The sequence below is a fragment of the Methanofollis liminatans DSM 4140 genome (assembly GCF_000275865.1).
GTDB classification, from domain to species: Archaea; Halobacteriota; Methanomicrobia; order Methanomicrobiales; family Methanofollaceae; genus Methanofollis; species Methanofollis liminatans.
Genome location: NZ_CM001555.1, coordinates 187,850 through 203,009, shown reverse-complemented (window position 1 = coordinate 203,009; position 15,160 = coordinate 187,850). Strand labels below are relative to the sequence as shown.

The 15,160-nt window shown below is 45.9% G+C and carries 7 protein-coding genes; all 7 read left to right on the top strand.

Going from position 1 to position 15,160, the window contains the following annotated elements:
• Positions 1 to 121: 121 nt before the first annotated feature.
• The 7 genes from METLI_RS00890 to METLI_RS00865 all read left to right on the top strand — a co-directional run bounded on the left by METLI_RS00890 (position 122) and on the right by METLI_RS00865 (position 15,121).
• Positions 122 to 928 (top strand): hypothetical protein, encoded by an 807-nt coding sequence (locus METLI_RS00890; RefSeq protein WP_004037162.1) that lies wholly within the window; start codon positions 122 to 124, stop codon positions 926 to 928.
• Positions 921 to 4,277 (top strand): AAA family ATPase, encoded by a 3,357-nt coding sequence (locus tag METLI_RS00885; protein WP_004037161.1) that lies wholly within the window; start codon positions 921 to 923, stop codon positions 4,275 to 4,277. Before METLI_RS00890 ends, METLI_RS00885 begins: the two co-directional genes overlap by 8 nt.
• 12 nt (positions 4,278 to 4,289) lie before the next feature.
• Positions 4,290 to 6,845: a DEAD/DEAH box helicase gene (locus METLI_RS00880; protein WP_004037160.1), complete on the top strand. Its 2,556-nt coding sequence runs from the start codon at positions 4,290 to 4,292 to the stop codon at positions 6,843 to 6,845.
• Entirely contained in the window at positions 6,842 to 8,917 is a 2,076-nt protein-coding gene (locus METLI_RS00875; RefSeq protein ID WP_004037159.1) for a hypothetical protein, read from the top strand. Before METLI_RS00880 ends, METLI_RS00875 begins: the two co-directional genes overlap by 4 nt.
• Positions 8,918 to 12,106 carry a PD-(D/E)XK nuclease family protein gene (locus METLI_RS00870; protein ID WP_169313795.1) on the top strand — a complete coding sequence of 1,063 codons (3,189 nt, stop codon included), beginning with the start codon at positions 8,918 to 8,920 and terminating at the stop codon, positions 12,104 to 12,106.
• Between the two features lie 125 nt (positions 12,107 to 12,231).
• Positions 12,232 to 13,632, top strand: a complete 1,401-nt coding sequence (locus tag METLI_RS12615; RefSeq protein WP_157203174.1) for a HEAT repeat domain-containing protein — start codon at positions 12,232 to 12,234, stop codon at positions 13,630 to 13,632.
• A 409-nt stretch (positions 13,633 to 14,041) separates the two neighbouring features.
• The gene (locus METLI_RS00865; protein ID WP_004037156.1) at positions 14,042 to 15,121 is read left to right on the top strand and encodes an endonuclease NucS domain-containing protein; all 1,080 of its coding nucleotides are present in this window, start codon (positions 14,042 to 14,044) and stop codon (positions 15,119 to 15,121) included.
• Positions 15,122 to 15,160: the final 39 nt, after the last annotated feature.

The following is a 15,160-nucleotide window of genomic DNA, read 5'->3' as shown; positions in this document are numbered from 1 at the left end:
GTTTCTATAATTATGTAGTATTACTCCGGATTAATAATTTGGAGCGGAGCCCGAAAGTGTCTATTCCAAACCTATTTATCGAATCTACCCAATAGTAATCTGTTCCATGAGATGATGGTTCATGCGAAGAGCAATATCTGATCCAAATCGAATTATTCTTGCCATTAATTATATAGGCAAAAATGGCCCGATTTCCAAAGAAAAACTCTTTAATTATCTGAAACAATTTTGTGATAATGAAGAGATCGAAAAAAAAGGGAAAAAATCCCTGTCCGGTGCGACAACCGATGTTCTCTATAATTTGAAGGTTCTCCAGTTTGTTGCCGAGGATGACAAGAATCTGGTTCTGACATCAGCCCTAAATCAGGACCATATCAATCTCTATTCTGGAAAACAGATCTATGCGGCCGATCTCAATGGCGATAAACAGGGTGCGCTGCTCATGCTGCAGACAAACGCGCTCTACTATTCACCGGAGATCAGGGATCTGGCTGCATTCATATTCCGCAGGAAACAGTTATCCAAATCAGAAATTGGCATGAAATATGACAAAAGGAATGTTTTTGGACACTCATTTAATCCCTTCACGATTGAGACCTCACTTGCGGAACTGGAACGACTATCTCTCCTCCAGAAAAAGAAAGATGGAGAGTCTCCGGCCTCATATACCCTTGTAAACCTCCACAACATGATCTTTGCTCAACTTCTGGTTGAGGAATACTGTGAATTGAAAGACAAGGACGGTACGGTCCCATTATACTCAATGAAAGAACGCTTTTCTCTCAGATATAACATGAACTACCCTGAATTTGATGAACGGTTTTCGATTCTGAAAAATTCGCTTCTCCCTGATCTCATTACTGCTGGAAGTTATGAAAAATTCTCGATTAACATGGACATGGCACAGGAGTTGAAATTATATGAGTGACCTTGACCTCTCAGACCTCGGACTGAATTCCAATCCCTTTGATACGATCATAGGAGACCAGGAATCCTCGAAAAAATACAGATTGTTCGGACGGGAAGACCAGTTGGAAAAAGCAGAGTTCTTTGTGAAAAGGGCCTTACATGAAAAAAAACAGCAGCGTATGCTCGTGCGTGGAGAATATGGTACCGGAAAGACCCATCACCTTCTGCGCCTCCAGGATGAGATCCGCTCAGGTATGTACGGGGATGGTGCAGTAGCGGTCTATCTGGGAAATCTCGGTATAAGTATCAGACGGTTTTATGAGAAGTTCATTGAGTCATTTTCTCCGTATGGTTCAGACTTTCAGGATATCATCGCGGCTCTCCCTCCCGTGGAGCCCGCTGAAAGCGTCGATCAAGCCTATAAAAAAGAGAGACTTCGCGACAACGTCATTGCAAACATACAAAAAATCGTCGCCACCTCACAGTTGCAGGGTTACAATGGGATATTTCTCCTGATCGATGAGGCAGAGGATATTGTTCAATCAAGTGACAATGATGAAATTCAGTACTTTGTCCAGACGCTGCTTCATCTGGTCAACCATTTTTCCGGAGCTCCCCTCCATTTCATCATGGGTTTTTCACGGGAAGCACTTGCAAAAATTACTGTGATCAACGGTCCTGAATCCTCAGAGAGCAGACTTGGAGATGCATTACTACAGCGTTTCCAGAATAATGATGAGATCGTTCTTGGCTACCTCTCTGAAAAAGATGTACTGGCCATGGTCCATGATAGGCTCAATAGTTCCAGAATAACACCAAGTGAAAGCCTTTACCCACTTCACGAGGGCGTTGTAGGTGTTGTTGCACGATTGACTGGCGGACATCCCAGAGAGATCCTCTCGATCCTGAACAAAGGTCTCATATACGCGCAAAAAAGTGGGATAAAAGAAGTAGATGGGGGATGTATCCTTCAGGTTCTCGCGACCCACACCTCATTTTTTGATAAGGAGAATGTGGTCCTTGATTATGGGGCTCTCAGCCGGATCACGACCGCCATCAAGGAGAGGGATGAACCCCTCTTTAAAGATTTTGAAAGATTGCAGGGAAAGCTGATTGGAGAGGAGGCCGAGGTTTCCCAGGATGAATTCAGCCTTGATTCGAATCCTGACGGGTTGACCCAGCCGATTCAGGGGATTCGTATCCTTGAGCGAAAATTCAGCGAACATGGTGAGACAACCTACGTCATCCACCAGGAGGTCAAAAATGAGATCTTCAAGGGGAAAAGATACGACTCTCAAATCGAACAAAACCTTGATCGTGAACTGATCGAACTGATGCAGAACCCTGAACGGTATCAGCCTCAATTGACTACAGGGCTCTGGACACTGCTGCAAAAAGAGGCGAAGGCTGAGTATAAAACAGATAAATCATTTAACTCCTATCGGGCGATTGTTGGAAATCTGCGACTGGAGACCTCACCAGCACCGGTGAGTGTTGCGTTTGCAGCCTATAAAGGCAGAGAGTTCCCTACAGAATTATATAACGGCATTCTCAATCTCCTGGACCAAAAAGTTGCAACGATCGGTTTTGTGATCTATGAGGGTTTTTACTTCAAGGCAGATCCAAACTTCAACAAATTCAAAAATTCTCTTCAAAATACCGAAAATGAACGATTTTTTGGAAATATCTGTTCTATAGGAGTCCATGAACTCTCTGATGACAGGGACACAATGATGGGGATGATCAAACTCCTTGGGAACAGAGAGATCGATTCTATTGGAGAAATTGACACAGCCAGACTCTTCGAGACTATTGGAGTCGCAAAGAAGATCACCGAGCTGATCGAAGAAAAGGCGATCGCATTCCCTGAAGAAAACCGTCGAAGGATTATCGATCACCTTGCATCGAATTCCTTGAAATCGTATTCAATCACAGAATTAAAAACAGCACTAAAACTGAATTATATCGATAAAAATCTCATGCAAGGTTTACAGCATCAACACTTTGTTGAAGCTGATGGCGCCAAGTGGAAAATCGCCACACTGGACCAGAACCCTCCCTGGAAGTCGATTTTTTCATTTGTCAGCAAAAATACAAGAGCCACAACCAGAGAAATCTGGGAGTATATCGAGGACAACTACATCGTTCAGACCCCGCCGGGGGATGAGATGCGTATGGTCTCCTGGTACCTGGAGATCCTGCAAAAACAGAGCATGATTGATTCTGAATCAGACCATGGTGAAGTATTCCATAAACCAATGGACTTTTCGAGTCAGGTAAACCAGTACCTTGCAACATTTGAAGATGAACTCGAAACCTATCGCGGGTTGGTACCTCTTGCCGAGAACCTTCAGATCCCCCTATCAGATCACAGGAATGCGATTGAACAATATGCATCAGATCTGGACTCTCTTCAGGATGAGTTTGAGTACAATGCACAGCACGTCGAAGAGTGCAAGAATCTCATCGAAAATATCATTGAAAAGCGGAAAAACCTGGATAGAGAAGTAAAAAATAAAAAAGGAGAATATATCTCAGGCTTTGACAACAAAAAAAGTCAGGTAGAGCAGCTCCTGGAGTGGATCAATAAGGGATGCGAAGAAGGCTATCGCTCTGGAATTGAAAAAGATGAATGGACTAAATCGCTGAATAATGCTGTTTCTGACATTGAAAAACACCTTAAATCAGAGGACTATATCCACCTCGCTATAGGCTCAAACGATCTTGAGAATAAAATCAAGACGTACAAGACTCAGATCCAGGATAGAAAGAGCAGTAAAGACCCATGCATCACATATGCAGAAAAATACGGTGACCTCAGGGGCATCTGTGAGGGAACCCTGGACTCTCTGGAAGATCTTGGATATACCGGTACAGATAAAAGAAGCACTCTTGCAAGTCTCGCGAAGCAGTACACCGATGAATATAACCCACTCTTCAACGCCGGAAAATTCAATGAAGCCAAGGAGTGTATCAATAAAATCTATAGCAACCTCCAGACGCTCAACCAGGATCTGCGGAATATAGATACCCAGTATAAAAGTTACTCCGGAAAGATTGGAGAATACCGAACCATTTCCGGAGAGGATACAGGCCTCATTGAACTCCTCGATGCGGCACAACGCTCCCTCGATGAATGGGATTTTGCGAGCGTTGAACTTGCACTGAAAAAATATAATGCCCTTCGGAAATCGCGAAAAGAGGTCATCAAGACTCCGGAAGAAAAGTTGATAGATGATTATGGGGGGCAAAATAATGTCCGGTTCCAGGATCTAAAAGGAGTTCATTCTGTCGATGAAACTTTTGCGTATATTAAATCGCTCTACCAACAGGGAAAGATCTCGGATATCAATATCAGTTTCAGATAATCAGGTGATCCAATGGACGGTGACATCCTTGAGAATTTTCATGTTTCCTGGGCCTCTTTCCTTGGGAATAATGGCAATTCTCAGGGAAAAAAAGAAATACAATCCCTAAAATACGCTCTTTTAAAATACGTCGAAGACCGGAACGAACAGGATATCAATAGAGGAGATTATGACTGTTTTGTCCCGATATGTGATATTTTACACGATATTGAAGGGACAGAAGATCCTGTCCTGCTCACTTCTCTCGCCGACCATTGTGGATTTGATAGTGGCTCTTTTGATAAAAACGACCTCTCAGAGATATACCGTGTGATCATTCTCCAGTGCCTCAGGGAAATGGTCAATGATGGAGTGCTCCTCTATGTGTACGATAAACAACGGGTGAGGAGCCGGATTGCAGAACTCGTCCGTTATTTTTCCTATCTAAAACAGCGCTTCGATGACGATTATGAGTCGTCACCCGGCCTCACTCAGATGGTAAAACTGAAGACAAAGAGTCGAAGAAGGCCTAAACGTGATATCATCCTCAAAAATGCACTCCAGAGCGTCTTCACCGTCAAAGATGAAGTGCGGCTGAATGAATCCATCCAGGGCGCCATTCAAGATGGAACATATAAAAAGGCATTTGAGTGGCTCCGTTTGATGATCAAGAGTAACTTCAATCGAGACCCTTCAGAAATTTATCTTTCCCGGTTCCAGGTCGATGGATTCAAGGAGATCTTGAAAGCAGCCATATCAAAGGATTTTTCATCAGATAATCTCTCTTATATCATCCAGTCCAGCACCGGTTCTGGAAAAACAGAGACCTTTCTCTTCCCGATTTTGCTCTATACGTTATTGATGAGCAAAAAGTCAGGGACAAAAGCACTCCTCCTCTACCCCCGGATCGACCTCTGTAACGATCAGGTCCAGCGCCTCCTCCGCTACGTTGCGATCATCAATGATTCGGGATTGCCTGGAACAAAAAAGATCAAAATCGGCATTCACCACAGCCGGACAGACGGTCTATCGCTCGCGTGTCCGTATGATGGGTGCACCGGCAAGCTGGTCACACAGAATGGCGACCGGTTTTATCGATGTGACCAGAACGCCGACCACCTCATCGACTATATTGTCGATAAAAACAGCCCGGCCGACATCATCATCTCAACACCCGATTCCATGCACCGTAGGTTGATGGACCAATACGGGAAAGAGAATATATGGGACGGGAAGGACGTTCTTCCAAAATTTATCGTCTTTGACGAGGCCCACATCTATTCAAACCAGTCAGGGATGCATGTCGCAAATATCGTACAGCGACTCCGGCAGAAGATCCGGTCGAAGACATCCGCTGAACCGATATTCATTGCATCAAGTGCAACCGTCGGTGCCCCTGAAACGTTTGCCTGCCAGCTCTTTTCGACGGATAATGCTCAGGCCATCAGGCCCCGAGATACAGACCTGGAGGAGATAGGACGTGAATATGTGGTTTTTCTCAAAGCCACCAATCCCCGCAAGATCCTGATCCCCAAGCCCGGGGAGGAGAAGGAGCGACTCACTATCGCCACAAACCTCTCAGCGATGATACAGACTGCCTTCTGTTTCTACCATACGATGCTCAAGATGAAAGAGAAGGATCGGATCATCGGATTCGTCGACTCCATTGATATTATCAAGCGCCTCGGAGACAAACTCTGTGATGCCGAACGACAGAGGAAACTCTATCAGTTACGGACCCCGGATCACAAGCTTGACACGGCTCTGAATCGCAACTGCCCCCATGTGGCCTGTGAGACACTTCCACCCAATCCATACACCAACCGCTGCCAGGCCTATCTCGACGGAGAGTGCTGGTGGACGATGGAGGATCGTGATACCTCCCCGATGAATATCCATGTCCACAAATCGGGCAACACCTGCAATTGCCAGAATAAAGAGGTTAAAACCGACGATTGGGACATGATGATCACCACCTCCTCGCTGGAAGTAGGGTTTGATCATCCGGCCATCATCGGAACATTCCAGTATAAGGCTCCGATGAATATCCCCGGGTTTGTGCAGAGGATCGGGCGGGGCGGGCGTTCTCCCTCTGATATGCCCGTCTCAGTTGTGGTGCTTGGATCGCACCCTCTCGATAATTTTTACTTCCACCACACCACGCTTCTGACGGATCCCGGGTCAGATAAACTGGAAATACCCATAGACCCGGCAAACAAGTATATCAAAGCCATGCATGTCGTCTCGTTTATTTACGACTATATCAGTACACATGCATATAAGCGTGACCTCAGGGTCCATTACTATAATCTCGATGTGAAAGAGACGCTTCAGCTGATTAAAAACAATAAAGACCACATTATCAAAGAGGTGATCGAAACATTCCAGATCAGTCCGTCAGATGCCAACCAGATCCTTGAGCATCTCTGTGCCTATTATCGATCCTCGCTTGAACCTCTCGAACCGGGTCGTGAAGAGAGTTCATTTATCGACCTCTGCCGGTACGACAAAGAGAATCAGGGGCGGGGCATCGAAGAAATCAAAAACGAGATTCTCAGGACAATCATTCAGATGGGAGGGCAGATATGAACCGGGAAGAACAGATTTCCAGATTGCGAGCCGCCCATAAGTACTGGCAAAAATTCGGTCATGGACCCGGAAAATTCAGTTATGCCTATATGCACCCCCCTGATCTCTTCGGCCTGGACCCGGCAACGGTCAAACCCTACTGTGTTCCGGCGAATTTTATTCCGGAGCGGGTCGGGGGAACGATCGCCATTGTTCAGCGCACAGGAGGAAGGCAGCAGAGGCTTGATGCCGAGGGAAAAGAGTTCATTTTGAGCAATTTCTTACCCGGGGGCTACAAGAAACGGTGGGGGTTCAAACATTTCCGTGCACTCTGGCAACCGAGCAGCTGTTTACAGGGTGCTTCAAAGATCGAGCAGACATTTAATTGTGCAAAAGTCGTCGCTTTGAATGAGATATATGCGCATGAAACCTTCTCGCCTCTCGGTCTTCCGACAGAAAGGACCTCGGTCTACTTCCCTGAAACGGTCTATGTCGAGGAGATAGAACCCCATGGCACGTTCTATTGGAACGATACAATTCATCTGCTGACGCAATGCCGTACCGAAGGCACCACCCATGAAGCCAAACGGGATCCGATATCTTCACCCTTATGGGAGACCGTTCCCCTCTGTGTTGCCGATATAACAGGAATCGGTGGAGACACCGATCCCTTAACCTTCCAACAGGGTTCCCTTCTGCAATCTGCAGCATATATTCCTGATTTCAGACTGGCACGCTGTTATTATGCAAACTGCCTTCAACTCTTCACCAGCGGCCAATCAATCACCAGACTCATTCCCTTCTACCATGACAGTGATGATCGGTATGCCCTCATCGGCACAGAACATATTTCCCAGGCCGTTGTTTTTACGATTGACCTCCGGCCATATCTCGAGAGAGCCATGGCAGATGTGGCATCAGACCCGGTGTTGCAGAATGACCTGAGACTTGCCTATCTCGGCTTGCTGCTACACACCTCTGTTCTCCAGAAAGAGGGACTGCTGGGCTCACTCTATGACGTGGAATGGTGCCTCGATTTCCTGTGTGGTGTGGAGTATATTCTGAAAGAGATGAAACCGGACACCGACCTGCGTGCATTTTTCAGACGTGATCTGGATGAACAGAAAAGAATAGTTTCACAACTGATTCCACAGGAGAGCGAGATCAGGCTCCGTCTTGCCGGGTTCACCCCTGAACGACGGGGCGAAATCAATGAGATCCTCGAGAATCACCAGAAAAGACTCTGCGCACTTGTTGAGGAGGCATTCAACGAGGCCTCGTTTAGAGGGTTCATTCAACAGGTTCTCTCGCAGACCATTGAAAAAGCGATCCAGGTCTGGAGCCAACAAATATTCAGTGTGGTCGGTGAAGGACTCACATTCTGGTCTGATACCAGTGATGAAGGAGGGAAATTGCGTGTCTATGCCTACGACACCTACCAGGGAGGAACAGGGATCGCCCGTGAATTTTATGGAAAGATCCAGGTTCTTGCCGCCGAACCTGCCGACAGCATCAATGATCAGATCAAGCAAGCCATCCAGTGTGACGTAGATATTGGGGATGCGGTTATCAGATGGATATTCAAGAAATACAACACGCATTTCCTCTCCGGGGTGTTTTTAGAGGATAAAGATCTGCAGGATCAGGTGATCAACAATGCACTTGACGATCTGGAGGAACTCCAACATATCTCACTCGAAGACAAAAAGCGAGATGATATTCGTACGTTTGTCAGGCTTGATCTCAAACGGCTCACGACGTCTGAAGATCTGATCGCATTCTACCGGGAGCTTGTGCTCGGCTACGACCGGTTGGAGGTGTTTCTGAAGAGGACACCGAGGGGTGTTGACCTGCTTCTCTATTGTTCCGCCCACCCGTTCTATGACCCGCGGGCCCTCAAGTTGTTCGATGAATTCCGCGCAAGGCATAAAAGCGATCTGGCCGAAATTGCCGCACGGGTCGATGAAATCGTGCCTGTCTGTATAAATGCCTGCCCGGAATGCATTGATCTTGACAATCAGTATGGAATGACATCTGCTCATTATGCACATCGTGACAAGCGCCTGCTCCTGAATCTGCTGGACGTGATCTGATTGACTGGAACATATGTTCCCTTTGATACGCTGGTGAAAGAACCGGAGGCCTACAAAGACCAATGGATTCAGAGCCGGGCCCGTTTATCCTCGCAGCCCTACTATGCAACGACTCAGGGAGGGCCGAAGTATCTGCTGAACCTTGAGGTGCCCTCTGGATACCGACACGATATCAGGATTGTAATCTGGGAACATCCTCCCTCCTGGCTCCCCTACACCGAAACCTCACCGAACCTCGTCTCGCTCTTCGGGAGCGATGATGAAGAGTGTAAAAAGATGTGCCATCTCTTCAGTCAGGGAGAGGAGGTGTTCTTTGAGGGTTTTCTGAAATATTCTGCCGAAATATTCTGGATAAATGTCGAACGGATTCTCATTGCTCATCCTTCCATTGCAATCGGACCACGGGAGATCATTGGCGCACTTCATTGTCCGAGGATCTATTATCTTGAATATATCAAAAACACCACGGACAATATTCTCAGAAGGCCCGTGAAACAGATTTCCCGTGGAAACGTAGTCCATAGCATCTGCGAACATCTCACCCTATCGGGAGAGATAGTCCACCTTTCTGAGATGGGGGGGAGGGAGAGAACGGGAAGACTGCGGGAGATCGTCGAAAATGAGACAAATACGACGTTCAGAATGAGCTCTGCCCTCCACCTTCTCGCAGATGACACGCTTGAAAGTGTCCAGAAGGATGCATATTTCCATCTTAAAGATCTCACGCAGGAAACAGAGGTAGCAGATTTTTTCAGGGGAAGAAATGTGGTCACCGAGCGGATGGTCAACCAGCTCTATGGATTTTCAGGTGTGCTCGACTTTCTTATTGATGGATCTGTTCCGGTAGAACTCAAAACCTCCTCTCAACTCCATGAAGAACACCTGATCCAGCTCAAGGTCTACCTCCTTGTGAGTTATCTGGACTCAGGCAATCGCATGGGGCATCTCATGTATTCGAAGTGCGTAGAATCGAGGAGTTCAGGTGAGTGTCGTCACATTCACCCTGTAGAACTGACCGAAGAAGATATCGACGCCATTCTTTATGGCCGTCACCGTGTTTTGCTCATGAGAAGAGGGATGCAGCTCCCATCCCCCCAGAACATGGACTGTGAAGAATGTAGATATCGGCGTCCTTCTCCTTATTCTCTGCAAAAAATGTATCCTGCGTGTTCATTTTACTGTCAGACTGAACGATACTGGGATTGTTATTTGTATGATGAACACGGTCAGATTACAGCATTATGCCCGCTGTTTGATGACTGCGAACTCAAATTTTCCTACTTCGATACAGAGATCATCGATCATTGGAACAAGATGAGAAAGGCCATCTCGGCAGAAAACGAAGAGTTGACCCTCCTTGCCAGACAACTTCGCAACCTCCCTGAAGAAACGCTTCGGATGGGCGGTCAGAAAGTGAGCAATCTAAAACTTATGACCAGATCTGATCAGGTCTGTATCTTCAGTTCTGATGAGGCCCTCCCATGCCTCGATTGCATTCCTGGAGATAGGGTGTCGATCTCGACGGAAGATGGAAAAAACACCTATTCTGGAACTCTGGCTGGAATCGGCCTCAATGAGGTGCAGGTCCTCTTCGGCGGTTCTCCCTCTGAAGAGTTCTTTGGATCACCCAGATATGCTCTTTCCAGAGATTATTCTGAGAAAGCGATCATGCGGTATCTGCTCAGGGTGAGCGATTATACTGAGCGCAATCGGCAGGAGATGCGCCTCTCCTCCGGGTCCCGGGGAAAAATCCTCGAAACGCGGGCACTGAAAGAGTATGATCCAGTGGCTGTGGCCAAGGATCTCTTCAGGAGCAAACTGGTTGCGATCCATTCCCCATCCCAGACCTCTGATGTCGAACGATGCGTGGAAATTCTTGGCCACCTTTCAGAGAAATTTTCTGTTCTCGTTGTTCTCAGAAATCGATCGGAGATTGAGGAGTTTGTCCAGCGATATCCCAGAACGCACGATCTCCTCATCATCGATCGAGAGGAAGATTTCCCACCCAAACCCAGGGTCTGTGAGATCGGAGAGAATAATTCCCCCAGAGATATTCAGGAAAAAATATCTCTGTCGCGTGTGATCATCACCGATATTGGATTCCTTCAACGCTCTCATTTCTTTGAGGCTCTCTCACATCCAGAAAGGTCGTATTACTTTGATTATGTGTGTGCAACAGGGGCCGAACAATTCTTTGAACCGATGTTTTACTATATCAAAAATCTGGGATATTCAACGCTTCTCATCGGCGATGCATTCAGGATGTCGTACCCGGTGCGCAGTCGAGAGGCTCGCTCACTGGGGCTTGAGGAAAGGCCCTTTGAGCGACTCGTCCTCTATGATTCATATTTTGAGTCAAACGATTACGCGGTCTACCATGAGCCCTTCAGGCGACTCCCCGGGAGTGTAGTTCGAGCCTTCGAGAAGATCGATTCGGAGATCTCCTCAGAACGGATTGACGGGAACCTCACATATATTGATGTAAAGGGACATGAGAGGTCGGTTTTCCGTGTCGACTGCCTCTATCAGATCTGCATGGGAGATGAGCGGATGAACTACCAGATGGTCATCGAACCTGACCGCGTTCTGGATGCCGCAACGATAGAGACACTCCTTGAAAATCTTACGAAACACTCCATAAGCAACTACGGCCCCGGAAGTTCGTTCCAGGTCGGGGAGTGTTCGTGCAGGGTCGTCCAGATCGATCCGCTCGGGAGTGCGAATGCGTCGGATCCGAAGGAGAATGTCTCTGTCGTGATCCGGATTCCAATCTCATTGTCTGAAACCCTTCAAGAACTGCTGTATTCCAATGAGGAGGAGGCAGAAGAGGTCATTGCACTTCTGAAGGCGATGTCCCCGGATGAACAAAAAGAGACGGCCGTCATCACACCGTTTATCTCGCAGGCCTCGCTTCTGAAGAAACGGTTGTACATGGCCGGGATCGGTTGCGTCTCGGTGTGGCTCCCCTTCCAGATCAGTGGCCGGAGTTTCCGTTCATGTATCATCTCGCTTGTGAGTGCCAACGCAGAACGGGTCATCAGGTACCCACTGACCGATCCTGGTGTGCTGTATACGATGTTTACCTCTGCTGAAGAAAATCTCATTGTTGTGGGGGATAGAGAGACGATTGGACAGAGTAGATTGATTGCAGAGATTATTTCAGAAAATCGTTCTCCGGATGAGATATAATGTCATTTCATACATCAGAACCGGATGAAGAGATTGTGAGGATGATCTAGGTGAGTATATCTATCAACAGACGGCAAATTTATGATTTGATCAACTCTCAGCAGGTAGTCTCGAATGGCCGTCTAGTGAGTCATTTTGAAAAATTTGATCCAAATAGTTACCGGATTCTCGAGAGGCCCTTATCCCAACTGCTCATCGATGATCTTATAGCCGGTTCGTGGACTATTGAGGAGTTCGTATCAAAATATGGGATTGATAAACAGGATATTAGAAATGTACTCAATCCCCTCATGGATGATGCTTCAGTATTTAAGGAAGGATACATTCCCCGCAGAATAATTCCAAACGATCAAAACGGACATCGTACAAGTTATAGATATTCTTTTATCCCAATTCCTATTCAGGCTCGAATATTTGACCCCTCACTTGGATTTAGCCTCCTGAAATGGTCAGATATTTTACAAGATGAAGACATACCTATTAGTGCTCCATATGAAGTAAAAAAAGAAGATTATTTTCAGAATCTAACCTCATATTGGGGGATCCCAGAGGATAAAATTCTGAATCATTTTAACTCAGAAAAGACACTTTTTGTTAACACGGTATATGGACCCCTGCCGGTGCTCAGCAATCCTATACTCTACCAGCAAATCCTGGACAAATTTACACAGAGTACAGAAACTTTAGCACAGAAATCTTACAAACGGATCTTCAGTACAGAATATCGATATTACTGGGCATTTTTAAATCAAGGTCCGGGTTCAATAACTGATCTTCGTTATTGTGTTGTAAAACTTCACGATATACTGGAGTATTGTAGGGAACACACTCTTGTGCAAGAATATAGGCGGTTTCAGGAGATCAACAGAAATCTCTTAAAAATGATTACTCTAAATCCGAAAATGACGTCTCTTCCCCCAGCAGAGAGACCACAAAAAACAACAAAATGGACCCAAAAAATTCAAAAGACAGAATTTAATAAAGATTTACAGCAGCAAACCCTTCAAACAATATCAGATCCAATAATCGCACCAAAAAATTGTGATGACAATATGGACCCTAATCCATTAATCCATTCTATCATCTCATCTCTTCACTCCTCCGACCTCAAAGTTAAGATAGAGGCTATAGAACAACTATCTAACCTGAAAACCGATGAAGCTCTGAATCTACTGCACCAAGAAGTATTTCGATGCAACCAGGCATTTGCTGTCTATGCAACTGAATGCATTAGCACATTCCCCCTCTCCCGTACGCCTGAGGTACTTGCAGATATTCTGCATTCAGTCCCACATCCCAAAGCCCGTGTTACTGCTGCACAGGCCTTGTCTGGTCTGAATACTCAAGCATCAGTCATGGCCCTTGAAAAGGGGTTTTCTGATTATAATACTCAGGTTCGGGAAGCCTGTGTTCGATCCCTAGGGATCATTGGTAGTCCACTAGCGATTAAGATTCTTAAAAACCATATGGAAACCGAGAACTCAGTGGTTGTTCGAGAGGCAATTGAAAGGATTCTCAACCAATAGAAATAATCTCAGAAAGATACTAAACAAAAATTTTAAAGGAGATGAAGTAATGATTTTGTTGAACCAAGGATGATTTAGAACTTCATTTCAGGCTTGATAGCACGACCACTCATGATTTCATTTAACTGTTAGGCAAATCACGATGCCGAAACCCATGACTTTTCATAGACGGAGAGTTACAACAGTGAGCGTATAGACCTCAGAGTGTTGTTGGATGGCATCTTAACGTTAGGATCATGCTGGAATACTACCAGGAAATGACAACGAATCTCACAGTTTGAGACATGGAATTACAGCAGAATACTGCTCGGATCGGTCCGGAACAATTACAAACTCTTTTCTCTTCTGTCTACAGTATTCCCATATCCAGTTGTTGACGCCAAAAGGCCTATGTTAAGGGAGATACTTCATGCCCGCTGTCTTAATAAAAGATAACACAAAATCCCTCGGTCCACCCGAATTCTTTCAGCGTTTGGAATTCAAGGAGAAGAGATTACAGGAACTGATCGCAGATCACCCCGAACTATTGACTTACAGGAACGAACCACAGGTAAAGACAATCTACCGCGAACTGAGAATAGACACTGGAGATGTCGATATCTTCATGGCGGACTCCGAAGGATTGCCAATTATCGTCGAAGTGAAGATGCATGACAACTACCAATGCCAGCGTGAAGTTGTTGGTCAGATCCACGACTACGCATCGTCTCTTCCATTCCTGACTTTTGATCAGCTGAATGCAAAGACAGGTAGAAACCTCGAAGAAGTCCTTCGATCCTTCTGCAAAGACCATCAGAACTCAGAAGATCAGGAAATGATGTATAATCGGCTCAAGAGTCGCTTTGAGGGGAAAATTCGAGACGGAGATTTCCGACTCATAATCGCTGTCGATTCAGCACCAAACGAACTACTCAGGACTTGGCTCTATGAAAATGCCCATTCTAAACTTGACATAAGACTGGTTGCGATCAATGCATATCGTCTCAATGATGGTTCGGAGATCCTCGTTCCTTATCACCTCGTCTCATATAAATCGCACACGGTCAGCAGTCGCGGCAATATCCGATCAAACTTCCAAGACATCATCAATGCCTTCAGGGAAAAAATGGTCGAAGGAATCGTGATAGGTAGGGAGATGGCAACAAACTGCGTGATTCTTAATACCCATTGGCCTGGGAAAGAAGTGCACTATGAGTTTACTGATTGGCTTGATGAGAATCGCATAGGGGTCGAGATACAAGCCAATCTTGCACTCGTCCCTGATATGCAGGAGGCTATCATTTCACTGAAACCATTGGTCCAAGAAAACTTCCCGAATTATCCTGTAAATGTGCTGAATGGAGGTAAATATAATGGTTGGGCTCGGTTGCAGGTTTCATACAACGGAGACATCCATCCATCGAAGATCGCTGAGGGGATGAGGGGGTTGATTGAAATGACGATGCCGATTGTAACAGATGAACTGATAAAAAAAGGGATGTGTAAATAATTGTTGATCTTATTGAGTGGATGAATGGAATATTAACTG